A 24,606-nucleotide genomic window follows, 5' to 3' on the forward strand; every position below is an offset into this window, starting at 1 on the left:
ATGTGTGAAAGGGATTGATAAACATCGAAGATTTTATTATTTCTTTAGCTGATGCCTTTAAGAACTTGTCATACTTTGGCATCTTCCTCGCATTATGCATTGAATTTGTACCTGCTGAAGTGGTTTTGCCTCTTGCGGGTTACTGGGTCTCAGAAGGAGACATGGCCTTTATCGGTGTTGTGGCGGCCGGCTCTATTGGCGGCGTGGCTGGCCCTTTGACCTTGTACTGGTTAGGACGTTACGGCGGCAGACCCTTTTTAAATAAATATGGAAAGTACTTTTTTATAAAACCTGAGTCGCTTGATAAATCGGATGCTTTCTTTGAAAAGCATGGCGGATTCGTCGCATTCAGCGGCCGGTTCATACCAGGAGTCAGAACGCTGATCTCCATCCCGTGCGGTATTGCCAAGATGAATGTGTGGGTCTTTTGCCTGTATACGTTTTTGGCAATTACACCAATTACGTTTGTGTATGTGTATCTTGGGTTTATGCTTGGGGAGAATTGGAAAGAGGTTGGCGCCATGATAGATCCTTATCTTTTACCAATTGGGATCGGTGTTGTGTTATTGTTTGTTGTCTACCTATTGATAAAACGAAGAAAAAGAAAAACAGAAACGCCAACTGCCTAATCAATGGATCGAACAGAAAGTCACCTGTTGACAATCGAGTGTCTATTGATTATGATATAAGTAATCTAAATATTCTAAATCCCGCCAAAGGGGAGTAGCGTCCGGTTTTTACCGGAAACAAAGTCGTCATTACATGGACTGATGTTCATCGGCTTTGTTGGCATGATTCTACATATCACATGTCTAGCAAGACCTTTGCCATTACAGGCAAAGGTCTTTTTTGCATTCATAAGCCTTTGTCTGTTGTGGGACAATAGAAAAAAACAAGGAGGAATGATGATGGATGCAGCCATTATTTTAGAGTACGGGTGGGTTCTGCTCGTACTGATTGGATTAGAAGGGATTTTAGCAGCTGATAACGCGCTGGTCATGGCCGTGATGGTCAAACACCTTCCAGAAAAACAAAGAAAAAAGGCACTGTTTTACGGACTTGCAGGAGCATTTATTATGCGATTTGGTTCTCTGTTTCTTATTTCGTTTTTAGTGGATGTGTGGCAAGTTCAAGCCATTGGTGCCATTTATCTTCTTTATATTTCCATTCACCATATTTTAAAATCGCACGTATTTAAGAAAAAGGAAACAGATACAAACATGAAACAAAGCGGTTTCTGGGCAACAGTCGTGAAAGTAGAGCTTGCCGACATTGCTTTTGCCGTAGATTCCATTTTAGCGGCCGTCGCTTTAGCTGTGACACTGCCAAAAACAAGTCTTCCGCAAATCGGCGGACTCGATGGCGGTCAATTTATTGTTATTCTTTTAGGCGGTATCATTGGTCTTGTTATTATGCGATTTGCAGCAACGGTCTTTGTGAAACTGCTCAAAACAAGACCGAGCCTAGAAACAGCAGCATTTGTCATTGTCGGATGGGTGGGTGTGAAGCTCACGCTTTATACACTGTCACATCCAGCTATTGGGGTCGTATCGTCTCATTTTATCCATTCAGCATTATGGAAAGTCATTTTCTGGACAGTGCTTCTCGCAATTGCAGCATTTGGCTGGTTTTTATCAAGCCCATCAAGAAAAGGCGGGCAGGAAAACGAGGAGAAGCAAGAGGCACGCCTGGGAGAGTAGGTTTTTTGAAAGAAATATCATTTCATTTTCATAACACGTATATTACAAATAAGGGGGAGATACCCCCTTATTTCTTTGCTTTTAGACGAAACATTGTAAAGTAGATGGTGACATACATGTCATAATTGAGTAATAGGAAATGAATTCCTCATTTCTTCCTTTGCGCTTCCCTCATAAATTAGCTATCATAAATGAGTAATATAGGGAGAACTGAGGTGAAACCATTGCTTAGCCTTTTGTTTAAAAAAGGAAAGAAAAAGCAAACATTAGAGCAGTCGGCTATCAGTATTCAACAAGGTGATATCGAACTGCAAAATGCATTAATAGAGCAATACAAACCATTTGTCGCTAAGACGGTTTCATCCGTTTGTAAACGATATATAGATGAAAAAGATGATGAATTCAGCATAGGCTTAATAGCCTTTAATGAAGCGATAGAAAAATACTCTGCCGAAAAAGGAAACTCACTGCTTGCTTTCGCAGAATTAATTATTAAAAGAAAAGTGATTGACTATATTCGAAAAGAAGCAAGAAATGCGCCAACGGTTCAAATGGACCTGCAAGAAAGTGAGAATGGCGAATACTCTCAAAGCATGATTGAAGCAGAGCTCTCGGCAAATGAATATAGGCGTTTAATTGAACAAGAACATAGAAGAGAAGAGATTGAACATTTTAAAGAACGATTGAAAGTATACGGTCTCACGTTTCAAGAGCTGCTTGAGCATTCACCAAAGCATGCAGATGCCAGGCAAAATGCCATTAAAGTAGCCCATACACTCGTTGAACACGATGAGCTGAGAACCATTTTATTTCAGAAAAAACAATTGCCCGTCAAACAGCTGGAAAAGTTAGTGGAAGTCAGCCGCAAAACGATTGAGAGAAATAGAAAATATATCATTGCGATGGCGATCATTATGACAGGTGATTATGTGTATTTGAAAGATTACCTTAAAGGGGTGCTTAATTCATGAGAAGAGGCATTATAGTAGAGAAAAACAAAAAATATGTCACGCTGCTGACCCCTGATGGACAATTTCTGCGGACAAAATATGAAGAGCAAAACTATGAAATCGGCCAAGAAGTGACATTTCCGAATGAATCACGTCTCGAAAGAAAAAGAGCCGGTTTTTTTGACCTGCTTCGTTTACGTCCGTTAAATGCAGGAATCCTATCAATAGCAGCGATTATTGTCGTAATTTTTACTATGATGCCATCTCTCTCAAGTCAAAAAGCATATGCGTATATGACAATTGACATTAACCCAAGCTTTGAGCTGAAGCTTGATCACAATTATCAAGTGATCGGTGTCACACCGCTGAATAAAGATGCAAAGCAAGTACTGGCGAGTATGAAGGATTTAGAAAAAAACGACATGACCAAAGTCGTGCAGGAAATTATAGATGACTGTGACAAAAAAGGATATGTGAACAATTCTAAAAGTATTTATATTTCAACCGTTTATGAAAACAAGCAGGACAATACATATAAAACAAACGTAAAAAGCAAAATCAACACCATTTCTGGTGAATATCAAAAACGCAATTATAAGCTGGAAACTGTGGAAAGTGACCTGGAAACAAGAGAAAAAGCTCAAAAGGCAGGCATTTCAACAGGAACATATATTAGAAATCAAGAAATGCAAGATAAAGAACATGAAGACATCAAAGAGGATGAAGACGCAGCAGATAACGATGCTGTGAAGGAAGAAGATCCTAAGAAACATGATGAAGAACAAGCAGATAAAGACAAACAAGAAGACGTAAAGACAGACGATAGCGAAGAGATGAAGCCAGATCAAGAGGCTCCTGAAGCTGAGGACAAAGAGCAGAAAGAACCAGAGAGGGAAGAGCAAGGATCTGTTCAAAAGCCTCAAAAACCTGATGATGAAAGCAAAGACAAAAAGATAAAGGAAGAAAAGGATCCTTCTTTCGATAAAGAGCAAAAAAAAAATCACTCAACTGATCCTGATGAAAGAAGACACTGGAACGGCACATCACGTGGTGATGCAGAAAAACATGCAAAAAAAAACGGCAGGGATCAGAACAATCCATCCGCTGAACAAAAAAGAGAACATGCAAAGCAAAAAGGGAAAGGTGCACCGTTTCCTTATCGCGAGAACCGGCATGAGCACACATATGAACAATAAAAAACGCCAGATTAGCTCCGGCGTATTTCACCATGTCTTTATTTAGATTGATTGCCCATTTGTGATTGAGCCTGTTGAACGAGTCTTTTTGTGATTTCACCGCCAACAGAACCGTTTGCACGTGAGACTGTATCTGAACCGAGATTGACGCCAAATTCTTGAGCGATCTCGTATTTAAATTGATCTAAAGCTTGTTCTACTCCAGGAACAAGAAGTTGATTTCGATTTGCCATGTCATATTCCTCCTTTCACCTCATGTTTGATGCGCCTTCTTATTTTGAAAAAAACGGCGTGCAATTATGCTGGCAATTGCTGTACAAAAAAACCGAGGTGATGGAAGTCACCTCGGTTCTTATTTATCCCTTATTCAGCTGCAGCGTATTTAACATCATTTCTTGTGCGGTACTTTGCAAATGAGAAGTAAAGACAGAGAAGACGGTAGAACTGATAATGCCTTTAATCAAATTCCATTGGCTCTTCGTCAATTCTGTAAACTCGTCATGGAGCTTATCTGTCTGCTCTTCGGTTATTTCTCGTAAATTTGTTTCCTTTAATGGAAATTGAGTATGGTGATAAATAAAATCAAGGACGTGCGCATAAGCTTCATAAAAACGGATTGGACTAATAATATCATCTGTTCGATCTGTGATGGTGTTAAATAAGGCAGATAAGATCATACGAATGGTATCGAAGTCAAAAACTGATTTTAAATCCCTGACAATTAATAAAATAACGACCTGATCAATAGAGTACTTCTTGCCAAGCTCTGGATGGCCAATCATATCTTTAATATCACGTTTGATCCAATTTTGAATCGCCGTCGATTTAAGAGAAGTCAGCTCACACAAGTTGCCAAGCTCAACAATTTCATTTGTAGAAAGACCATGCTCTGATTTTTGCTTCCGCCGTTCAAGCTTCTCAAAAAAAGACGGGATCTTTAATTCATCATAGTTATGATCCTTGCCATTTTTTACAGATAGTTTCAAAAGCTGAAGCGGAGTCAGATCTCCCTCTCCTTTTAGAGAATACAGAAGTCTTGTCATGTCAATTCTCGTTAATTTAAAAGTAACCATGTTCCACCTCATTTGTACGTCAAAACGTGATTATTGATCTAATTCAACATCATAGTCTCTTTTTGATGAAAATGCAAAATAAACTCAAAATCAGACCTGTGCGTCACAATTTGTTCACTTTTCTGCTGGGACAAATGTCGTAAATATTGATGTGACGGGGCTTTAGCCGTTATGATAAACAGAGAAAGTGATTCCTTTTTCCTTGCAATTTGAGAGGTTTATTTTTATAATTTTATTAATAAGTTCATTTGAACTTAATATGACAGCGGAGGTTATGTATGGGTAAGAGAATATTTCTGTTTATATTAACGAACATTCTTGTTATCACTACGATTGGTATTGTACTGTCGGTTATTAGTGCAGCAACTGGTGTTGGTTCTTATATAGGAGCAGACGGAAGACTTAATATCCTTTATCTTCTTGTATTCAGTGCAGTTGTTGGTTTTGTTGGCTCGTTTATGTCACTTGCAATGTCTCGCTGGATGGCAAAAATGATGATGGGTGTACGTGTGTTAAATCCAGAAAAGGATTCATTAACATATGATGAGCAGCAGCTTGTTGACCGCGTGCACAGACTTTCAAGAGCAGCAGGCCTTTCTAAAATGCCTGAGGTTGGTATTTATCAATCATCTGAAGTAAATGCATTTGCAACAGGTCCTTCTAAGAGAAGATCACTTGTTGCGGTATCAACTGGATTGCTTCATGAAATGGATGATGCAGCAGTTGAAGGTGTCATCGCCCACGAAGTCGCTCACGTTGCGAATGGTGACATGGTGACGATGACGCTGCTTCAAGGAATCGTCAACACGTTCGTTGTGTTCCTTTCAAGAATTGCGGCATGGATCGCTAGCCGTTTTGTTTCACGCGAAGAGCTTGTGCCGATTGTTCACTTTATCGCTGTGATTGTTTTCCAAATCATTTTCTCTATCCTAGGAAGCCTTGTCGTATTTGCATATTCTAGACACCGTGAATTCCATGCAGACCGCGGCGGAGCCGACCTTGCAGGTAAAGATAAAATGATTCATGCGCTTCGTTCACTTGAGGCGTACACGTCAAGAATCAAAGATGATGATCAAACAGCAGTTGCTACGCTGAAAATCAGCGGTAAACGAAAAGCTTCTCTTTTCTCAACACACCCTGATTTAAACGAAAGAATCAGAAGACTAGAAGCAAAATAAGAAAGAGGAATAGACATTCTTTAACAGGATGTCTATTTCTTTTTGATGAAAAAGAAAATAAAGCATAAAATAGCTTTAAAATCATGTCTCTTTTCATTAAAATGATAAAGGTATTCGAAAAGATAGATAAAAGAAGGAATGACAATGAATCCTATAAAAAAGCTAATTGACCGGCTGTCAGCGTTTCAGTTGATTGCCCTTTATTATTTTCTTGCTGTGACCGTGTCGTTTATTCTTCTCAGCCTGCCAGTGGCTCATCAAGAGGGAGTCAAATGGACATTCATTGATGCCTTGTTTACAGCGGTAAGTGCGGTAAGTGTTACAGGACTGACTGTTGTCGACACCTCACAAACATTTAGTGTGGCAGGGATGTGGATCCTTGCGTTTGTTCTGCAAATCGGAGGCATCGGCATTATGACGCTCGGTACCTTTGTATGGCTTGTCATGCGGAAAAGAATTGGAATTAAAGAAAGAAAGCTTATCATGGCAGATCAAAACCAAAGCAATTTATCTGGAATTGTGAAACTAATGAAGCAGGTCTTATATTTAATTTTGCTGATTGAGTTTGTCGGCGGCCTGATTTTAAGCATGTATTATCTCAAGTATTACGATGTGCAAAGCGCTTTCTTACATGGCTTCTTCTCAAGTATTAGTGCGACAACCAATGGGGGCTTCGATATTACAGGGAGTTCTCTTATCCCTTACAAAGATGATTATTTCGTTCAGTTTATTACGATGCTGCTGATCATCTTTGGAGCGATTGGCTTTCCTGTACTTGTGGAAGTGAAGGATTATTTGTTCAATCAGGACCGAAAGCACGCATCGTTCTCATTGTTTACAAAAATCACAACGCTCACATTCGGCGGCCTTGTCGTTGTTGGAGCAATTGGAATCTATGCACTTGAAGCAGGGTTTAGCTTCGTAGGGAAAAGCTGGCACGAAATCTTGTTCTATTCTTTATTTCAATCGACTGCAACAAGAAGCGGGGGGCTGACAACGTTAGATATTACACAGCTGACGGAACCGACGCTTTTATTTTTATGTATGCTCATGTTTATCGGGGCTTCCCCAAGCTCTGTGGGGGGCGGAATTCGGACAACTACGTTTGCCCTTAATTTACTCGCCTTGTTTCATTTTGCTAGGGGAAATAAGTCCATTAAAATCTTCAAGAGAGAGCTTCATCAAGCGGATATTAATAAATCCCTTATGGTAACCATGATGGCCTTTATTTTGGTCTTTGGCGCTACGTTCCTGTTATCCTTAACAGAGCATAATACACTTCTTGAAAATTTATTTGAAGTTTGCTCTGCTTTCGGAACAACGGGGCTGTCGCTTGGTATCACCTCAGATCTCACTGTGTTCGGTAAATGTATCATCATGGTTGTCATGTTTATTGGCCGGATCGGCATTCCAAGCTTTTTATATTTAATAGGCCGAAGAGAAAGCGAAGCGAATTATCATTATCCGAAAGAGCGCGTCATCATTGGCTAAACAGCATTCAAATGGAATGCTGTTTTTTTATTTCCATTATCTAACTGGCTAAATCACATGAGATGTTCGCAATCTATAGGTAAGAGGTGAACGAGACGTGCTGGATGTAATATGGAAAGCAATTGTCATGCTGCTAGTTGGTACCTTGCTGCTGAGAATAGCAGGACCTAAATCCATTAGTCAATTAACTGTGCAACAAACAGTGATTATGATTTCAATCGGATCGATTATTATTCAACCCTTTATTGAGCACAATTTACTTGAAACGATTTATGCCGCCGCTACATTTATCACTGCACTCGTCATCATGGAAAAATTGTCTATCCGATCTGATTTCTTTGAAAAATTGGTTTCAGGGAAATCTGTGGTCATTTTGCAGGATGGAGAAATGCTTGATCACAAGCTGAAGAAAACGAGGCTCACAAGGGATGAATTCAAAATGCGTTTAAAGCAGCAAGGCATCACTGACATCAGCAGTCTCAAAAAAGCCACGCTAGAAGCCAATGGACAAATTGGCTATGAGTTAAAACCTGAGGAAAAGCCAGTGACGGTCAAGCAAATGAAGGAACTCCTTGACCAATTAAGAGAAGAACTAAACCTGTCAAAAAAGGACTGAATACAGATGAAAAGAAAAGCAGCGAAAAATGAAGCATTAACAAATAATATGACGCCGACAGAAAGCATGGCACATGATCAAGGACAAACTCAATTTGATGAACAATCAAGAGATCGTCAGGCAAACCGAAATTCTCATAAAGGGAAACAAGGGGGAGCATCTCGTGACTAAGAAGCATGTAAAGAGCAAAGAGATGAAGGACCATAAAAAGCCAATGGACCCAGATATTTTAGAAGAGGAATTTGGCAGTGAGCTTGGAGATATTAACAGCAGCAAATGGATTGATACATTGGTGAAGCCAAAGAAAGATGCTGCATGTCAGCAGAATAAGAAATAGAAAAAACGATCCATGAAGGATCGTTTTTATTTGATATAACTCCCTTGCCTGCCGGTGATCGTTCGCATGAGATGGGTCATTTTGAGCTCAATCACTGGCTGTGCAACGGTTTTGACAAAAGTGCTAGACAGGGTAAAGGTTAACAGAATGGTCAGCAGTAATAAAATGAGTACACTTGCTGCATTTAGCGCCCAGTCATCAAACCAAGTGGTTCTTAGCAGCTTGATCACAAAGCCATGTAATAAATAAACATATAACGTTCTTGTTCCCCATTTTGTAAAGAAGAAACGGCGTGTTGGAACTAATGCAAAGAAGCTGAATGTAGCGCCAAATGCAAGCAAATACCATGCCATTCGTTTCATCGCCGCAATCATTCCTTCATCTCCAAGAGAAGCATACGACTTTGAGCCAAATAAGAAGGAATAATCAAATTCATAGAAGTAGCAAAACAGGAACACAGCCATTAATACAAAAAGTGCTGCCAGCTTTCCTTTGCTTGTACGGATGAATTCAAAATGCTGCTTTTTTAAATAGAATCCAGCTAAAAACATAGGCAAAAAGACAAACGTACGTGATAAGCTGAGTGTATCACTGATGCTGTCCACATAACCGACAAGTAATGCAATCGATAAACTGACGATCATCGCCCAGTGGAACGGCAGTTTTGAAAAAGGAATGAGCAGCAAGTTCCAAAAGAATAAACTAATTAAAAACCATAAGGACCATTGCGGATCAATTGGATTTAAATTGGCCATGCTTTGATCCTGTAAGAGATAATAATAAACCGAATAGATCACCTGAAAGATTAAATATGGGATGATCAGCTTAACGGCGACTTTCTTCATAAAGCCAGGTTTTCTAAACCCTTTTGCAAAAAAGCCAGAAACTAAAATAAAGGCGGGCATGTGAAAGGTATAAATAAACTTGTATAAATAGAGCATCCAGTCATTATCATGAATGAATGATCGTAACAAATGACCAAAAACAACTAGAAAAATCAGAAGGAATTTCGCATTATCAAAATAACTATCTCGTGAAGATGCCATAACATCACCTTTCCTGCTCGATTTCAAACATAAATGTTCTAAGTGCACTGTTCCCTTATTTGCCTCATTCTAAAATACATTTTGGCTTAATTCGCTATTTGATGTGAAATTGTAGAATGGTTGTAAAAGAAGCGTAAGAAAAGTGAACCGTTATACAACCCTGTCATCCAAATGAAATAAATGAGACAGTCTTCGTGTAAAAAATTATCTTTTTTTATGAGTCGAATGAAGGAACAATGAAAATATTGTAGAAATATTGTAGAGGAATGAGGCTGGAAAAGGAGTGTAAGAGAATGACTGAAACGCTCGATGGCAATAGGTTAACCCCTGCGGGAGATATCAGAAAATTAGAAAAAGAGAACGAATATTTGCGGACTGAGTTAATGCAGCAAAAAATGCTGTTAAATAAGACGCTAGATGCCATTTTTATATTTGATCAGCACCTCAACATCATCCAAGCCAACGAAGCAACATGCAGGCTTGTCCAGACACCGAAAGAAGACCTCCTCAATAAATCCGTTCTAGATTTCCTATACGGCATCCCGAAAGATAAAATTGAATGCTCACTCGATCTATTTTTTCGAAAAGGTACATTAAAAAGAGAAATCTCCATTCAGCTGAAAAATGGTGAGACAAAATACATTGAATTTGTCGCAGAGCACGATACCATGAATCAGCAGTATATAGTGGTTATGCGAGATATTTCATCAAAGAAAATATTAGAACGAGAACGCTCCATGAATGAGCAGCTGTTCAAAGATTTGTTTGACCGAGCCATTGACGGGATGGTCATTTTTGATCAGGATGGCTGCATGATTGATGCGAATCATTCTTTTTGTCAGAGCTTTGAGCTGCAAAAGACTGATTTAACCGATCGCTATTTACATGAATTTGTCGAAGAAGAAAATCTTCCCGCCTTGCAGCACCTTTTAACGTCACTTAAAGAAACAGGGAAAGCAAAGGGGGAGCTTCCTGTTACCCTTCAATCTGGTCAGCAAAAACTATTTGAACTCACCATCACATCAAATGTGATGAGTGGTTTTTATATGTCCATCATGCGGGATATTACAGAAAAAAGACTGATGGAAGAGAAGCTGTTAAAAAGTGAAGAACGCTTTAGAGAAATTTTCGAAAATGCAATGGATGCCATCATCATATGGGCGGACGATGGAGAGATTGTGAGAGCCAATGAATCAGCCTGCCGAATTTTTGAATTACCTATGCACTCGCTCATTGGCAAAAAACTTACCGACTTTCTCGTCAAATCTGATAAGAGATATAGACCAACAAGAAGACGCTATATCCGGAATCATGAAATAAGGGAAGAGCTATTGTTCAAAATGGCAAATGGACAGTATAAAGAGCTTGAGTTTACATCAAAGCATGCGGTATTAGAAGGACAGCACTTAACCATTTTACGTAATGTAAGTGATCGAAAAAGAATGGAGCAGGAGCTGCGCGAAAGTGAGCTCAAATTCCGCAAAGTATTTAATGGATCAATGGACGGCATTGTTCTTTTTGATAATCAATACCGAATCATTGAAGTCAATCCATCTGCCAGCGAGCTGCTTCAATTGAAGGACGATCATTTAACAGAAATGAATCTTTTCCACATCCTTGCCCCTTATCAAATAGAAAATTTAGCTCAGCCTGCCGAGGCGATGTCATTAGATGAAATGGATAATGAGGTTCCGTTTGTACTGAACCATCCAGATCAGCGTATCTTGGAATTCTCTTTTAAACGCAACATTATTCATAATATGAATTTGGCGATCTTTAGAGATGTGACAGAGCGGAAGGAATTAGAAGAGCGGGTGAGAAAATCAGATACCCTTCATGTGGTCGGAGAGCTTGCCGCTGGAATTGCTCATGAAATTAGAAACCCGATGACAGCATTAAAAGGCTTCATTCAGCTGTTAAAAGGAAATATAGAAGGGGAGTATTCGCTCTATTTCAATGTCATCACATCAGAGCTGAAAAGAATTGAATCCATCATCACTGAATTTTTGATTCTAGCAAAACCGCAAGCCATTGTATATGAAGAAAAAAATGTGGTGCAAATTGTGAAAGACACGATGGATCTTCTGCACGCACAGGCGAATCTTGGCAATGTTCAAATGCATCTCAATGTGCTGGATGAGATTCCGCTCATTTATTGTGAACAAAACCAATTAAAGCAGGTCTTTATTAACATTTTAAAAAATGCAATTGAAGTCATGCCGCGCAAAGGAAATGTCTATGTGAGCATTCAACGGAAGGGCGAGGAGCATATTGTTATTTCACTGCGTGATGAAGGCTGCGGAATGACAGAAGATAAGCTAAAGCGTCTAGGTGAGCCTTTTTATACAACGAAAGAAAGAGGAACTGGACTTGGGTTAATGGTTAGTTATAAAATTATTGAAGAGCATCAAGGAACCATTGAGGTAGAAAGTGAGGAAGGCGTGGGAACCGTCTTCCATCTCACGCTACCACTTAGGCAGCAGAAACAAGAAGGAGAGCAGTAACGTGTATTATACCGTCTATCACGCACCCATCGGGGATTTATACATACTAGAAAAGGACGGTGCCATCATCGAGGTGATGTTTGATGATGAACCGTTTTTAGCAAAAAAGCAGGCAGCGAATCTAAAGCAAGCAGATACGCCTGTCTTACAAGAAGCGAAAAAACAGCTAGATGAATATTTCAAAGGTGAGCGGCAAGTATTCGATCTCCCGCTCAAGCAAACAGGTTCTCCGTTCCAAGAGCAGGTGTGGGGAGCATTGTCGGCCATACCATATGGTGAATCAAAAAGCTATGCAGACATTGCAGAAGCGATTGGCAATCCAAAGGCTGTAAGAGCCATCGGACAAGCTAACAGACGAAATGCATTACCTATTTTTATCCCATGTCACAGGGTGATTGGAAAAGACCGGTCTCTGACGGGCTATGCAGGATCGAAGACAGACATGAAAGCGGTCCTCCTTGAATTAGAAGGCGTCCCATTTGTTCAAAAATAAATCGATTGACCTGTTCCAAATGTTTGTTAAGCGACATATCCTTTTATTAAGCTAAAAAAGTTGGTCAAGGGAAAAAGGAGGGCGCTGGCATGTTTTGGGGCAAAAAAGGTAAAATGTATGCCGTTACGTCACTATGTGTCAAAATGAACGTTTTGACAGAAGAACAAAAAAAAGAAATCTTAACAAAAACGAATCAAGAACCAAAAAAGCGCGGTGCTCTTAAATGACAAGAACACGGCGCTTTTTTGCGATCATTGGGAGATGCTTTCGGCGAAAAGAGCATCAATCTCTTCTGCATAGTTCGATGTGATAATTCCCTTTTCTGTAATGATGCCTGAAATAAGATGATGAGGAGTGACATCAAAGGCGGGATTGAATACCTGAACATCAGGCGGTGCGATGGGGACGCCGTTTAATTCCTTTACTTCCAGCGGGTCGCGCTCTTCAATTGGAATATCTGACCCGTCGCGGGTGGATACATCAAAGGTTGAAAGCGGTGCTGCTACAAAAAACGGAATGTTAAAATGCTTGGCTAGAACGGCAAGACCTAACGTTCCAATCTTATTTGCTGTATCTCCATTACGGGCGATACGGTCAGCTCCAACAATGACAGCAGAAATTTGCTTTTCCTTCATCGTATGGGCTGCCATGTTATCTGTAATGAGCGTCACATCCACGCCGCCTTGCATAAGCTCCCATGTAGTCAGACGAGCACCTTGAAGAACAGGGCGTGTTTCACATGCATAAATGTGAAGATCAAGATTTTTCTTTTTGGCTAAATAAAAAGGAGCAAGGGCTGTTCCGTACCGGCTCGTTGCGATGGAGCCTGCATTACAAATGGTCATGATACGGTCACCTGATTTAAAGAGCTGAAGAGCATTTTGACCGATTTGTCTGCATGTTTCTTCATCTTCTATTTGAATTTGAATGGCTTCATGGACAAGGTCTGTTTTGGCTGCATTCACTGATGCTGCACGCTGAATGCGCTGCAGCAGCCGGTCTAATGCCCAGGCGAGGTTCACAGCGGTTGGACGAGCACTGTTTAAATATTCTTTGATTCGAATGACTTCTTGTTTAAACACATCCATTTCTTCTGTCTCAATGGCTTGCGCACTAAGCGCCAGCCCAAAAGCTGCTGTAATACCAATTGCAGGCGCTCCGCGTACTTTTAATGATACAATCGCATCATACACATCTTCTTTCGTATATAAATGCTCAAATACGGTTTCGGCCGGTAATTTTTGCTGATTTAAAATGTTAATACGGTTTTCTTCCCATTCGACAGAACGGGGGACTTCAAATTCTTTTGACAAAACCCGTCACTCCTTTACAGATGGCTGGAATAATGCGACGAGATCAGACGCTGTTTCCACTGTATGATATTGTTTGATAAATGTTTTTCCAAGTGTCAGTGCTGCTTTTTTCTGCTGAATCCGTCTAGTTGGTGATGGAATCGCATCAAGATCAGCGGCATGGGCAAGACCAATTGTTCGGCGGACAAGCTCACAGCCGGCAAAGCCTGTCGCTTCTTTTAAAATCCGGTCAAAGGTTGTTTCTAAAAAGCTGTCCGATACACTAAACGCTTCAATGCTGTCCTCTTTCCAAGCTTTTGTGAACACTTCTTTGAATGTTGCCCATACATTGACGACATGGTCAAAAAGGTGCTGCTGCTCGTGTTCATTCTCGCGAGATAAAGCATTCAGGAACAAATTGGCGATAAAGTGGCCGATATCGAATCCAAAGGGACCGTAAAACGCGAATTCTGGATCAATGATTTTCGTTTCAGTCTCATTTGCGAAAATACTGCCTGTATGAAGATCTCCATGAACCAATGTTTCAGCTGATGTTAGGAAGATACGCTTCAATTCTGCTGCTTTGGCTTGCAGCTCAAGATCTGTCCAAAGCGCTTCTGCTGATTCTCTTAATTCTTCTTCGAAGTCATTTGTTTCACTATTAAAGAAAGGGTCTGTGAAGACGAGTTTTTCTGTGATATCACACAGGTCAGGGTTCGTAAATTGCTTCACAAATTGTTTTTTGATTTTAGGATTTGTAGCAAAGTCAGATGTGTAAAAAAGTGTTTTTCCTAAAAATTCTCCAACATGATCAGATAAATGCGGATATTGTTTTCCGGCAATTAGCCCTTTTCTGACGATTTCTAAGTGAGAGAGATCCTCCATGGCTGTCACTGCAAGAGCTGTATCTGAATAATAGACTGCTGGTACGAGGTGCGGCGCATATTCTGACTGCTTGATCAGGGCGGCACTTTCAATTCTTGCCCGGTCTAATGTAAGCGGCCAGCTCTCCCCAACCACCTTTGCATAAGGCAGCGCCTGCTTGATGATCAATCCTTTTTCTTGTTTGTGATCATAAATATGAAAGACGTAATTTAAATTCCCGTCACCAATTTCAGTACATGTCAAATGACTGCTTTCTTGGATCAAGCCAAGTCTAATTGCGAGTGCAACTGCCGAGCTTTCTGTTAGTTCTTCATATGATGCCGTAAGTGTAACCAATTGCTTCCCCTCCAAATCATATAAAAAAGCCTCTTTCTCCTGAGAGAAAGAGGCTTGATGGTGTGTATGCTCAAAGCCTCTCTTATCTCTCAGCACATACGTCTGATGGAATTAGCACCGTGCCCTATAAGACAATTGTCTTGGCGCGTTACTTGCTGCGCCCCACTTCACAGTGGTATTAACGGTCGGTTGCTGTTGGGGTCAAAAGGCCAAATCCCTCGCCCAACTCTCGATAAGAGAAATCAATATGTAATTGTTTCGTGTCTGTTTGCATTTCTTAATTCAAGATATTATCAGAGCGGCGCTTTACATGTCAATCTTTTTTCAAAATTGCTTTACAATTCATAAAACAATCCATTACAGTGATTGTATTGTCACGTAACTTGAATAGAAGGTGAAGAAATGGAATTCCAGCAATCAGATGTGTTGAAACAATTACCGAAACAATTTTTTGCTTCCCTTGTCCAAAAGGTGCAGAAAAAAGTGCAGGAAGGGGCAGATATCATTAATTTGGGGCAGGGAAATCCTGATCAGCCAACGCCTCCGCACATTGTAAAAGCCATGCAGCAAGCGGTAGCAAAACCTGAAAATCATCAATACTCCTCATTCCGTGGAACAGCGAAATTAAAAAAGGCTGCTGCCGCTTTTTATGAAAGAGAATATGGCGTCACACTTGATCCAAAGACGGAAATTGCGATTTTATTTGGCGGGAAAGCAGGGCTTGTTGAGCTGCCGCAATGCCTGCTGAATCCGGGTGATACGCTTCTTGTCCCTGATCCTGGCTATCCTGATTATTGGTCAGGCGCTGTGCTTGCTGGAGCGCATATGGTAACTATGCCACTTCTTGAGAAAAATGATTTTTTACCTGACTACGATTTGCTGCCTGAGGATGATAAGAAAAAGGCAAAATTAATGTACTTAAATTACCCCAACAATCCGACGGGGTCTACGGCAAACCGTTCATTTTTTGAAGAAACCGTTACATTTGCGAAAGATCACAAACTATGTGTTGTCCATGATTTTGCATATGGCGGCATTGGCTTTGATGGAGAAAAGCCGCTCAGCTTTCTGCAAATAGAGGGAGCGAAAGAGACGGGAATAGAAATTTACACATTGTCTAAAACGTACAATATGGCAGGGTGGAGAGTAGGATTTGCAGCTGGAAATGCATCTGTTATTGAAGCAATTGAGCTTTATCAGGATCATCTGTTTGTCTCTCTGTTTAAAGCCACTCAAGATGCAGCAGCGGAAGCTCTATTAAGCGATCAAACGTGCGTACAGGTGCAAAATGATCGATATGAGAAAAGGCGGAATGTGTGGATTTCTGCCTGCAAAGAAATTGGCTGGGAAGTCAGTGCACCAAAGGGATCATTTTTTGCTTGGTTAAAGGTGCCGGAAGGATATACATCTGAAGCCTTTTCTGACTTATTATTAGAGAAGGCACATGTTGTTGTTGCGCCAGGTAATGGCTTTGGTGCGCACGGGGAAGGGTACGTGCGAGTAGGACTTCTAACAAGTGAGGAGCGGTTACAAGAAGCCGCTCAGCGCATCGCTGCCTTGAAGCTGTTTGAAAAAAAGCCATTGACAACATAAAAAAATGGTGCGATAATTCAGGCAATATTTAAGAAAATTGAATATTCTTATCAAGAGTAGGCAGAGGGACTAGCCCAATGAAGCCCGGCAACCGACTTCCATGAAGCACGGTGCTAATTCTTGCAGCAAGCGCTGAGAGATAAGATTCGGACGAATGACACGAAACAACCTCTTTAAGGCGCTCAAGAAGCACTTGAAGAGGTTTTTTTATTGAACATATGCATGACGCAATCGAAAGGGGATTCCTAGTGAGTGAATTACTGGCAACATACGTATTAACACATCGAGAGGATGAACAAATAAATCGAAAAGCGGAGCAGATCGCGCTTGGTTTAACAGTTGGATCATGGACGGATTTGCCGCAGCTCAAAAAGGAGCAGCTTCAAAAGCATAAAGGCCGAGTTGAAAAAGTATCAGAAAAGGCTGCTCCAGCCGAAAATGGTCTTTATCAATCAGAGGTGACCATTGCTTATCCTGAGGCAAACTTTTCAGCTGATTTACCAGCTGTTTTCACGACGATTTTTGGAAAGCTTTCACTAGACGGAAAAGTGAAGCTAGTCGATATCCAATTTTCTGAAGAATTTAAAAAAAGCCTGCCAGGACCTGTATTTGGAATTGATGGCATACGAAAAAAGGTAGGCGTGTTTGATCGTCCATTATTGATGAGTATTTTTAAAGGCGTTATCGGCCGTGATTTGCAGGATTTAAAAGAGCAGCTCCGTTTACAGGCATTAGGCGGGGTTGACTTCATCAAAGACGATGAAATTTTATTTGAAAGTCCATTAGCTCCTTTTGAAGAGCGAATCAAAGAAGGAAAAGCGATTTTAAAAGAAACCTATGAAGAGACAGGACACCGCACGCTGTATGCTGTCAATTTAACGGGCAGAACCTTTGACCTGAAGGATCGAGCGAGAAAGGCCGCTGAACTTGGGGCGGATGCGCTCTTATTCAATGTATTTGCTTACGGCCTTGATGTCATGCAAAGCCTAGCTGAGGACCCAGACATTCCACTGCCGATTATGGCGCATCCCGCTGTGAGTGGTGCTTTGACATCCTCTCCTGAATATGGATTCTCGCATTCTCTTCTTTTAGGCAAATTAAATCGATATGCTGGCGCTGATTTGAGCCTTTTTCCCTCACCTTATGGGTCGGTTGCACTTCCGAAAAAAGATGCCCTTGGAATCTATGAAGCTTGCGTGAAAGAGGATACGGTTCAAAAAACATTCCCTGTCCCGTCAGCAGGCATTCATCCAGGAATGGTTCCAGTATTGATAAAAGATTTTGGAATTGATCATGTGATAAATGCAGGTGGAGGCATTCACGGACATCCGCGCGGAGCCATCGGCGGAGGGCAAGCATTTCGATCGATCATTGATGCAGTGATTCACGAAGAGTCCATCCGAGATAAGGCGGCTTCCTGCCAAGACTTAAAAGCGGCACTTGATCTTTGGGGAAGGGTAGCAGAATAATGAAAAAACCAATTGTATGCTGTGATTTTGATGGAACAATTACAAAAAATGATAATATCATCCGCATCATGAAACAGTTTGCACCAAGTGAATGGACGAAGCTGAAGGATGGTGTCCTGTCAAAGGAAATCACCATTCAAGAAGGTGTCGGGCAGATGTTTCAATTACTGACAAGTGATCAGAAGGAAGCCATTCAATCATTTATTTTAGAGGATACAGAGATTCGAGAAGGGTTTAAGCAATTTGTGGATGAAGTAAAAAAAGCAGACATTCCTTTCTATGTACTTAGCGGCGGTATGGACTTTTTTGTCTACCCTATCCTCGAAGGCATTGTCGATCGAGACGATATTTATTGCAACCATGCATCATTTGGGGAAGACCATATTCAGATTGAATGGCCGCATGCCTGCGATACGCAATGTCAAAATGGCTGCGGATGCTGCAAGCCCTCAATCATTCGAAAGCTGACTCATGAGGATGACTTCATCATCATGATCGGAGATTCAGTGACTGATGTGGAGGCGGCGAAGCATGCGGATCTTACGTTTGCGCGAGACTACTTGCTCAATGAATGTCAAGAGCTCGGGCTCGTACATAAGGAGTATGACACATTTATTGATCTACACGCGCAATTTGTTCAAATAAAGGAAGTGAAGGAATGGCAGACGCAAAGAGCAAACGCTGGCAGGAGCTAGCAGACGTTAAACGTGAACTGGCCAAAAGAGACTGGTTTTTCGGAACAAGTGGTAATTTATCGATCAAGGTGTCGGATGATCCAATCACGTTTTTGGTGACGGCAAGCGGCAAAGATAAACGAAAAGAAACAAACGAAGATTTTGTGCTAGTAAATGCGGCAGGCCAGCCCCATCATCCGAACGAGCCGCTTAGACCATCAGCTGAAACACTGCTTCACACATACGTGTATGAACAGACGAAAGCAGGCTGCTGCCTCCATGTCCATACAATTGATAATAATGTGATGTCAGAGCTGTACGGGGATAAGGGAGAGATTCGTTTTAAAGGCAACGAAATCATCAAAGCGCTTGGTTATTGGGAAGAGGATGCAGAAGTGTCGATTCCGATTATTGAAAATCCAGCTCATATTCCGCAGCTTGCAGAGCAATTTGCCAAACATCTGACACTAGAGGCGTCATCTGGTGCTGTACTCATTCGCAATCATGGCATTACGGTCTGGGGAAAAACAGCCTTTGAAGCAAAACGAGTATTAGAAGCATATGAATTTTTATTTAGCTATCACTTAAAATTAGCGCTTTATCAACAGCAGCTTGTAAGATAAAAAGGAGGAAAAGCACATGGCGACGATTTTGATTCATAACGAAGAGAACACATTACTGGAAAGCGAGCAAGAGGTAGCATCATATTTAGAAAACCAAGGGGTCATTTATGAGCATTGGGATATTGAAAAGCTGCCAAACCGTTTATCAGAAAAGTATGATTTAACTGATGAGGAAAAGGAAGAGATTTTGACTGTTTTCCAAAAGGAAATCCAAAGTATTTCTGAAAAAAGAGGGTACAAAGCGCAGGATGTCATTTCATTATCTGATGCCACGCCAAATCTTGATGAGCTGCTTCAAAACTTTAAACGTGAGCATCACCATACAGATGATGAAGTACGCTTTATTGTGAGCGGGCACGGAATCTTTGCTATTCAAGGCAAGGATGGCGTCTTTTTTGATGTGAGATTGAATCCAGGTGATTTAATTTCTGTTCCGCCAAACATTCGTCATTACTTTACACTTCAAGAGGATCGCAAAGTGGTCGCAGTTCGCATATTTGTCACAACTGAGGGCTGGGTGCCAATTTACGAGCAAGAAACGGTTTAATGATAGAGCTGATCATTCCGCATGAGGTGGAAGATCAGCTTTTTTTTAGGAAATTAGACATAAAATGAGAAAGAAAATAGTTGATTTTGATCTTCTGCATAGGATAAAATTCTGTTTAATCAATGTGTCAGTCCTGTCCAAATTTGAAGTTTACCCCCAAATTTGATTGGGTAAAAGGTCTTTAGGCTGTAAAAAATTAAATAAAATAAGCATATTTCATTTAATTTACAAATAAAGTATAATTTTGGTGTCGGATCATTTTGAGCATAGACAGTCGAAATCATTGCGGGAGCTGAGATCATGAATATTTATGTAAGGAAAGAACAATTGCTGATGTCCATTGATGAGAAGAGAAAACAAATGGTAGAAGCTGCTCAAGTGGAAGGTTACACTGGTGAGACGACAATTAAATATAGTCAAGAACTGGACAACCTGATGAATGAGTATCAGCATCTTCTTTTTCATGAGAAACAATCTGCCCCCTCCTTTCATGATCTTGTGTCTCAAATGAGTCTTTTATCTGTGAACCGCCCCTCTTATTGACATGAAAAACCGGTCTTGCATAAGCAAAACCGGCTGACATCTTCAGTTATGCTGAGTGAGCAGAAGGAAGCATGATCATGACAGTCGTTCCTTTATTCACTTCGCTATGAATATCAATTGTTCCGCCATACATCGAAATGATTCGTTTACACACGACAAGCCCAAGACCTGTGCCTTTTTCCTTCGACGTAATAAAGGGGAGGAAGATGTGCTTTAACATCTCTTCTGGTATGCCTTCACCTGTATCCTCTACTTTAATGATGACATGTTCTTTTTCAGCTTCGATCACAATCTTCAAATGACCGCCGTTTGGCATCGCTTCTAAAGAGTTTTTTGCTACATTTAAAACGACTTGTTTAATATGATCCTTCGTGCAATACACGCCCACATCTTGAATCGTATTGATTTGCAAATCCACTTCCACATTATAAAGGTTTGCCTCAGAGAAAACGATCGGCATGATCTCACTTACAATTTCTTTTACAGAGTTATTTTGCCATTTTTCTGCCGTTGGTTTTCCTAATACAAGAAATTCACTGACGATTTGGTTAATCCGTTTAATTTCTTCCTCGATGACAGAAAAATAGAGCTGATCTTCTTCTGAATGATACTTCTTTTGCAATAGCTGGATAAATCCGCTAATCCCTGTTAATGGGTTGCGAATTTCGTGTGCTGTACTTGCTGCGAGTGTTCCGATCAATTCAAGCTTTTGCGCTTCATTTTCATGACGCTCCTGCTGAGTTTGCCGCCTTAACACGATATATTGGACGAGTGTGAATAAAATATTTAATAAAATAAACGCACTGGATAAAGGGATGAGCATCACAGACAGCACTTCACTAGTTGAAGCACGCTGCGGAAAAACCTCCAGCTTCCAGCTGTTTTCATCTAAATATGTAGATACGGTGCTGCCGCCCTCGGGTACTGGCTGTGGACCGCTTGTAAACACGACATGTCCATTTTGATTCAGCATCTTAAAATGAAGATCAGGGTTCAATACATTCATAATATTTCTTAAATAATCAATTTGAATGGCGGCAATCAGTACATTGGTGACCTCTTCGTTTTCATCGAGAACAGGCACACAAATGGAGAGAATCCGCTGTTTTGTAATTCGGCTCACATAGTTGTCTGTGATCACGGTCTGCTTGGTCACTTGAATGCGTTTAAAGTAATCTCTGAATGATAGGTTGATTTTTTCTTTTAACGGGGTGGTGCTTGCTGTTACATTTCCTTTTTTGTCTAGGAGATACAGACCTGAAAAACGAGGTTCTTGTTTATAGATTTTCTCTAGGATGTTTTGTACTTTTTTCGTCTCAAGCGGCTGGTCAAATCCCATGGCAAGGGAAGTTAATCTCGCTTCTGTTTCACTTATTAAATAATTCATTTGGTTTTTGTGAATATTTAACATAAGTGTAGCGGTTTGTTTGTTCTTTAAATCGATTTTTTCAGTTTCTTTTTCGTAGATAAAATAACTAATGATTAGGGTTGGAAGCATGACCAAAATAAGGTAAAGCCTGATCTTCTTCCACAACCCTTTCAGTATACTCATCATTCATCGCTCCAACGTATTACCTAATAGACTTATTATAGCATTGAACCTATCTTTATTACGATGACTTGTGTGATTTTTAAAAAATTAGGTGATTCGTTCTGGTCTCATTTTCGTGCTAAAGATGGATCAAAATGTTGACATTTTACTTATTGTTTATTAATGTCACATTAGTGGGTTGCATTTCATAAAGGATGATAAAAAATGGAAAATCATAATGTTGAAAAATCATTGAAACTATTTATTGTATTATCACGTGCCTATCGCTCAATTAATCATCACATGAACAAACATATTGTGAAGCACGGGCTGAATCCAACTGAATTTGCTGTGCTAGAATTGCTGTATCATAAAGGTGATCAGCCGCTTCAGCAAATCGGTGATAAGATTTTACTTGCAAGCGGCAGCATCACGTATGTGGTCGATAAATTGGAGAAGAAAGAACTCCTCAGTCGCAAGGCTTGTGCAGAAGACCGCAGGGTGACATTTGCGCATATTACCAAGCAGGGACGAGCTTTGCTTGATGACATCTTCCCAGATCATGCGAAAGAAATTCATGAGATGATCAGTGTCCTGAGCGAAGAAGAGAAAGATGCCTGCATTGATATGCTCAAACATGTAGGGCTGCGTGCAAAGCATTTATATGATCATCAAGAATAAATAAAAAGGAAGCCGCTGGCTTCCTTTTCAGCGCGCAGGCAATCCCTCGCATTCGGCGTTAGTCCTGCGTGCCGGTGCTCGTTCCTAGACTGCAAAGGTATTCTATCACGCTGAAAAGAAGACAAAGGGCTAAAATAGAGATCATTTTAGCCCTTTGTCAACAATCTGTAAAGAAGCCGCTGGCTTCTTTTTTTATTTCGCTTTTTTCTCAATCGGTAAAATGAGTACTTCTACACGCCGGTTTTTACTTCTGCCTTCTGCTGTATCGTTTGAGGCAATCGGTTTGAATTCGCCGTATCCTTTTGTACTAAAGTTCTCTTGGTTTAGATTGCTGTTTTCAAGAAGGATATTTAAAAAATTCACAGCGCGAATGGCACTTAAATACCAGTTTGATTCAAATTCTGAATTTCTGATCGGTACATTATCTGTATGTCCGCTAATGACAATGTCACGAGCAGGATTAATGACGAGCAGTTTTGAGATTTCTTTTGCTAACGGGACATCTTGAGGGCGAATAACTGCCCGCCCAGAATCAAAAAAGATGCTGTCTTCAATCGTAATGAGAAGTCCTTCATCCGTAAGCTTTGTTTCGAGCTTGGCACCAAGTTTTTTATTTGCAATGAATGAATCGACCTGCTTTTTGACCTTTGTGAGAACCGCTTGGTCCCTAGCCTTTGCTTTGGCTTCTTCATCTTTCTCTTCCTCGGCTGCTTTCTTGACCTGGTTGCTGTTTTCTGTTTCTTCCGTGCTTTGCATGCTGGATTGATCCATAACACCGGTACCGCCAGTAAAAACTACATTAAAAGACTTAGCCATCTGTTCATATTTTGCCGCATCAATTGAACTAGATGCAAAAAGCACAATGAAGAGGGCGAGAAGAAGCGTCAGAAGATCGGCATAAGGGATAAGCCAAGATTCATCTACATGGTCTTCATGATCATGGTTTTTACGTTTCCTAGCCATTTTGATTTTCTCCTTCTTCAATGACAAGATTTGCACGTTCTTTTGCTGGTAAGTACATAAGAAGTTTTTGTTCAATGACTTTTGGAGACTGACCTTCAAGAACAGACAGAATACCTTCGATCATAATCAGACGAAGCTTTACTTCTTCCTTTGATTTACGCTTCAGCTTATTGGCAAATGGATGCCATAATACATACCCGGTAAAAATCCCAAGCAGCGTGGCGACGAAGGCAGCACTGATGGCATGTCCAAGTGCCTCAATATCTCCCATGTTGGCAAGTGCGGCAATAAGTCCGACAACGGCGCCAAGTACCCCTAGCGTCGGAGCGTATGTACCAGCTTGTGTAAAGATTAATGCACCTGACTGGTGTCTTTCAGACATGGCGTCAACTTCTTCTGTTAAGACGTCTCGAATAAATTCAGCACTTTGGCCGTCAACTGCCATGCTTAACCCGTTCTTTAGAAAATCATCATCGACTTCCTCAAGACTTGCTTCTAATGCCAAAAGACCTTCACGACGCGCAATTTGTGCCCAGTTTGAAAATAGAGGGATCATTTCTTGAATCGTTGGAAGCTGGCTGTCTTTGAAAATTTTGCCGAACAATTTTGGTGTTTTCTTAATTTCACTAGAAGGGAATGCGATGACAACAGCTGCAACCGTTCCAACAATGATGATTAATATAGCCGCCGGGTTGAGAAGAGCAGTTAGACTCACACCTTTCAAAACCATACCGACACCTAGTGCAATAAATGCTAAAATAATACCAATTAACGATGTTTTGTCCATTATCTCACCAAATCCTTTAACTATCTTTTTCTATAGTTAATATCGGTGTGTTCTAGAAGGGTTTTAGTCAGAATATAAAATTAAGACAGTTTCTGTGA

27 protein-coding genes and 3 riboswitches are annotated in these 24,606 nt (G+C 40.6%); of the genes, 19 read left to right on the forward strand and 8 right to left on the reverse strand.

The genetic code is table 11. The annotated features are described in order from the left end of the window. Positions 1 to 14 precede the first annotated feature (14 nt). The 4 genes from AAZR19_RS02005 (at position 15) to AAZR19_RS02020 (ending at position 3,846) form a co-directional block, all read left to right on the forward strand. A complete protein-coding gene (locus AAZR19_RS02005) occupies positions 15 to 629 on the forward strand; it encodes a DedA family protein (RefSeq protein WP_025092317.1) in 615 nt (204 codons plus the stop codon). Positions 630 to 706: 77 nt separating this feature from the next. Next, positions 707 to 877: riboswitch (yybP-ykoY riboswitch) on the forward strand. Positions 878 to 908: 31 nt separating this feature from the next. Beyond that, the gene (locus AAZR19_RS02010) at positions 909 to 1,700 is read left to right on the forward strand and encodes a TerC family protein (protein ID WP_041116428.1); all 792 of its coding nucleotides are present in this window, start codon (positions 909 to 911) and stop codon (positions 1,698 to 1,700) included. Positions 1,701 to 1,915: 215 nt separating this feature from the next. Beyond that, on the forward strand, positions 1,916 to 2,671 hold the full coding sequence (gene sigI / locus AAZR19_RS02015) for an RNA polymerase sigma factor SigI (protein WP_003210952.1): 756 nt from the start codon (positions 1,916 to 1,918) through the stop codon (positions 2,669 to 2,671). After that, positions 2,668 to 3,846: an anti-sigma factor domain-containing protein gene (locus AAZR19_RS02020; protein ID WP_076840938.1), complete on the forward strand. Its 1,179-nt coding sequence runs from the start codon at positions 2,668 to 2,670 to the stop codon at positions 3,844 to 3,846. The genes sigI and AAZR19_RS02020 overlap by 4 nt, the downstream gene beginning before the upstream one ends. A gap of 38 nt (positions 3,847 to 3,884) precedes the next feature. On the opposite strand, the gene AAZR19_RS02025 is transcribed toward AAZR19_RS02020, so the two are convergent. Both AAZR19_RS02025 and AAZR19_RS02030 read right to left on the reverse strand, forming a co-directional pair. After that, entirely contained in the window at positions 3,885 to 4,079 is a 195-nt protein-coding gene (locus AAZR19_RS02025) for an alpha/beta-type small acid-soluble spore protein (RefSeq protein ID WP_076840939.1), read from the reverse strand. Between the two features lie 123 nt (positions 4,080 to 4,202). Further along, on the reverse strand, positions 4,203 to 4,919 hold the full coding sequence (locus AAZR19_RS02030; RefSeq protein ID WP_434702169.1) for a DUF1836 domain-containing protein: 717 nt from the start codon (positions 4,917 to 4,919) through the stop codon (positions 4,203 to 4,205). Positions 4,920 to 5,197: 278 nt separating this feature from the next. On the opposite strand from AAZR19_RS02030, the gene htpX reads away from it, so the two are divergent. From htpX to AAZR19_RS02055, 5 genes are all read left to right on the forward strand, one after another. Then, positions 5,198 to 6,097 carry a protease HtpX gene (gene htpX / locus AAZR19_RS02035; protein WP_024424664.1) on the forward strand — a complete coding sequence of 300 codons (900 nt, stop codon included), beginning with the start codon at positions 5,198 to 5,200 and terminating at the stop codon, positions 6,095 to 6,097. A gap of 144 nt (positions 6,098 to 6,241) precedes the next feature. Continuing rightward, a complete protein-coding gene (locus AAZR19_RS02040; RefSeq protein ID WP_087975544.1) occupies positions 6,242 to 7,588 on the forward strand; it encodes a TrkH family potassium uptake protein in 1,347 nt (448 codons plus the stop codon). Between the two features lie 97 nt (positions 7,589 to 7,685). Continuing rightward, positions 7,686 to 8,204 carry a DUF421 domain-containing protein gene (locus tag AAZR19_RS02045; protein ID WP_326148621.1) on the forward strand — a complete coding sequence of 173 codons (519 nt, stop codon included), beginning with the start codon at positions 7,686 to 7,688 and terminating at the stop codon, positions 8,202 to 8,204. A 6-nt stretch (positions 8,205 to 8,210) separates the two neighbouring features. Beyond that, on the forward strand, positions 8,211 to 8,375 hold the full coding sequence (locus AAZR19_RS02050) for a hypothetical protein (protein WP_087975542.1): 165 nt from the start codon (positions 8,211 to 8,213) through the stop codon (positions 8,373 to 8,375). Continuing rightward, positions 8,368 to 8,541: a hypothetical protein gene (locus AAZR19_RS02055; protein WP_162860202.1), complete on the forward strand. Its 174-nt coding sequence runs from the start codon at positions 8,368 to 8,370 to the stop codon at positions 8,539 to 8,541. The genes AAZR19_RS02050 and AAZR19_RS02055 overlap by 8 nt, the downstream gene beginning before the upstream one ends. 26 nt (positions 8,542 to 8,567) lie before the next feature. Here AAZR19_RS02055 and AAZR19_RS02060 read toward each other — a convergent pair whose 3' ends face one another. Beyond that, complete coding sequence (locus tag AAZR19_RS02060) at positions 8,568 to 9,587, reverse strand: acyltransferase family protein (protein WP_024426826.1); 1,020 nt, start codon at positions 9,585 to 9,587, stop codon at positions 8,568 to 8,570. Positions 9,588 to 9,880: 293 nt separating this feature from the next. Between AAZR19_RS02060 and AAZR19_RS02065 the strand changes: the two genes are divergently transcribed. The 3 genes from AAZR19_RS02065 to AAZR19_RS02075 all read left to right on the forward strand — a co-directional run bounded on the left by AAZR19_RS02065 (position 9,881) and on the right by AAZR19_RS02075 (position 12,811). Beyond that, the gene (locus tag AAZR19_RS02065; RefSeq protein WP_263640169.1) at positions 9,881 to 12,091 is read left to right on the forward strand and encodes a PAS domain-containing sensor histidine kinase; all 2,211 of its coding nucleotides are present in this window, start codon (positions 9,881 to 9,883) and stop codon (positions 12,089 to 12,091) included. 1 nt (position 12,092) lies between these two features. Continuing rightward, positions 12,093 to 12,584 (forward strand): methylated-DNA--[protein]-cysteine S-methyltransferase, encoded by a 492-nt coding sequence (locus tag AAZR19_RS02070; RefSeq protein ID WP_041106011.1) that lies wholly within the window; start codon positions 12,093 to 12,095, stop codon positions 12,582 to 12,584. A gap of 89 nt (positions 12,585 to 12,673) precedes the next feature. Further along, a complete protein-coding gene (locus AAZR19_RS02075) occupies positions 12,674 to 12,811 on the forward strand; it encodes a hypothetical protein (RefSeq protein ID WP_165585032.1) in 138 nt (45 codons plus the stop codon). 24 nt (positions 12,812 to 12,835) lie between these two features. On the opposite strand, the gene mtnA is transcribed toward AAZR19_RS02075, so the two are convergent. Continuing rightward, the gene (mtnA, locus tag AAZR19_RS02080) at positions 12,836 to 13,897 is read right to left on the reverse strand and encodes an S-methyl-5-thioribose-1-phosphate isomerase (protein WP_434702174.1); all 1,062 of its coding nucleotides are present in this window, start codon (positions 13,895 to 13,897) and stop codon (positions 12,836 to 12,838) included. Positions 13,898 to 13,903: 6 nt separating this feature from the next. Further along, a complete protein-coding gene (gene mtnK / locus AAZR19_RS02085) occupies positions 13,904 to 15,097 on the reverse strand; it encodes an S-methyl-5-thioribose kinase (RefSeq protein WP_326148623.1) in 1,194 nt (397 codons plus the stop codon). Between the two features lie 80 nt (positions 15,098 to 15,177). Then, positions 15,178 to 15,335: riboswitch (SAM riboswitch) on the reverse strand. Between the two features lie 164 nt (positions 15,336 to 15,499). Here mtnK and AAZR19_RS02090 point away from each other — a divergent pair. The 6 genes from AAZR19_RS02090 (at position 15,500) to AAZR19_RS02115 (ending at position 20,546) form a co-directional block, all read left to right on the forward strand. Next, a complete protein-coding gene (locus tag AAZR19_RS02090) occupies positions 15,500 to 16,690 on the forward strand; it encodes a pyridoxal phosphate-dependent aminotransferase (RefSeq protein ID WP_076840942.1) in 1,191 nt (396 codons plus the stop codon). Positions 16,691 to 16,734: 44 nt separating this feature from the next. Further along, positions 16,735 to 16,836: riboswitch (SAM riboswitch) on the forward strand. A gap of 102 nt (positions 16,837 to 16,938) precedes the next feature. After that, positions 16,939 to 18,159: a 2,3-diketo-5-methylthiopentyl-1-phosphate enolase gene (gene mtnW, locus AAZR19_RS02095; RefSeq protein WP_076840943.1), complete on the forward strand. Its 1,221-nt coding sequence runs from the start codon at positions 16,939 to 16,941 to the stop codon at positions 18,157 to 18,159. Next, positions 18,159 to 18,854, forward strand: coding sequence for a 2-hydroxy-3-keto-5-methylthiopentenyl-1-phosphate phosphatase (locus AAZR19_RS02100; RefSeq protein ID WP_041106021.1), 696 nt, complete (start codon positions 18,159 to 18,161; stop codon positions 18,852 to 18,854). Before mtnW ends, AAZR19_RS02100 begins: the two co-directional genes overlap by 1 nt. Next, the gene (locus AAZR19_RS02105; protein ID WP_041106023.1) at positions 18,818 to 19,456 is read left to right on the forward strand and encodes a methylthioribulose 1-phosphate dehydratase; all 639 of its coding nucleotides are present in this window, start codon (positions 18,818 to 18,820) and stop codon (positions 19,454 to 19,456) included. Before AAZR19_RS02100 ends, AAZR19_RS02105 begins: the two co-directional genes overlap by 37 nt. 16 nt (positions 19,457 to 19,472) lie before the next feature. Continuing rightward, positions 19,473 to 20,003, forward strand: a complete 531-nt coding sequence (locus AAZR19_RS02110; protein WP_076840944.1) for a 1,2-dihydroxy-3-keto-5-methylthiopentene dioxygenase — start codon at positions 19,473 to 19,475, stop codon at positions 20,001 to 20,003. Positions 20,004 to 20,303: 300 nt separating this feature from the next. Beyond that, entirely contained in the window at positions 20,304 to 20,546 is a 243-nt protein-coding gene (locus AAZR19_RS02115) for an aspartyl-phosphate phosphatase Spo0E family protein (RefSeq protein ID WP_034322108.1), read from the forward strand. Positions 20,547 to 20,592: 46 nt separating this feature from the next. On the opposite strand, the gene AAZR19_RS02120 is transcribed toward AAZR19_RS02115, so the two are convergent. Next, positions 20,593 to 22,098 (reverse strand): ATP-binding protein, encoded by a 1,506-nt coding sequence (locus tag AAZR19_RS02120; protein ID WP_041106028.1) that lies wholly within the window; start codon positions 22,096 to 22,098, stop codon positions 20,593 to 20,595. Positions 22,099 to 22,302: 204 nt separating this feature from the next. Between AAZR19_RS02120 and AAZR19_RS02125 the strand changes: the two genes are divergently transcribed. Beyond that, positions 22,303 to 22,758 (forward strand): MarR family winged helix-turn-helix transcriptional regulator, encoded by a 456-nt coding sequence (locus AAZR19_RS02125; RefSeq protein WP_034281539.1) that lies wholly within the window; start codon positions 22,303 to 22,305, stop codon positions 22,756 to 22,758. Positions 22,759 to 22,950: 192 nt separating this feature from the next. Here the strand turns inward: AAZR19_RS02125 and motB are convergent, their stop codons facing one another. Both motB and motA read right to left on the reverse strand, forming a co-directional pair. Then, a complete protein-coding gene (gene motB / locus AAZR19_RS02130; protein ID WP_024424679.1) occupies positions 22,951 to 23,721 on the reverse strand; it encodes a flagellar motor protein MotB in 771 nt (256 codons plus the stop codon). Next, complete coding sequence (gene motA, locus AAZR19_RS02135; protein ID WP_024424680.1) at positions 23,714 to 24,508, reverse strand: flagellar motor stator protein MotA; 795 nt, start codon at positions 24,506 to 24,508, stop codon at positions 23,714 to 23,716. The genes motB and motA overlap by 8 nt, the downstream gene beginning before the upstream one ends. Positions 24,509 to 24,606: the final 98 nt, after the last annotated feature.

Origin of the sequence: Bacillus sp. Je.9.29.b, from assembly GCF_051129925.1 — a bacterium.
GTDB classification, from domain to species: domain Bacteria; phylum Bacillota; class Bacilli; order Bacillales; family Bacillaceae; genus Bacillus; species Bacillus safensis.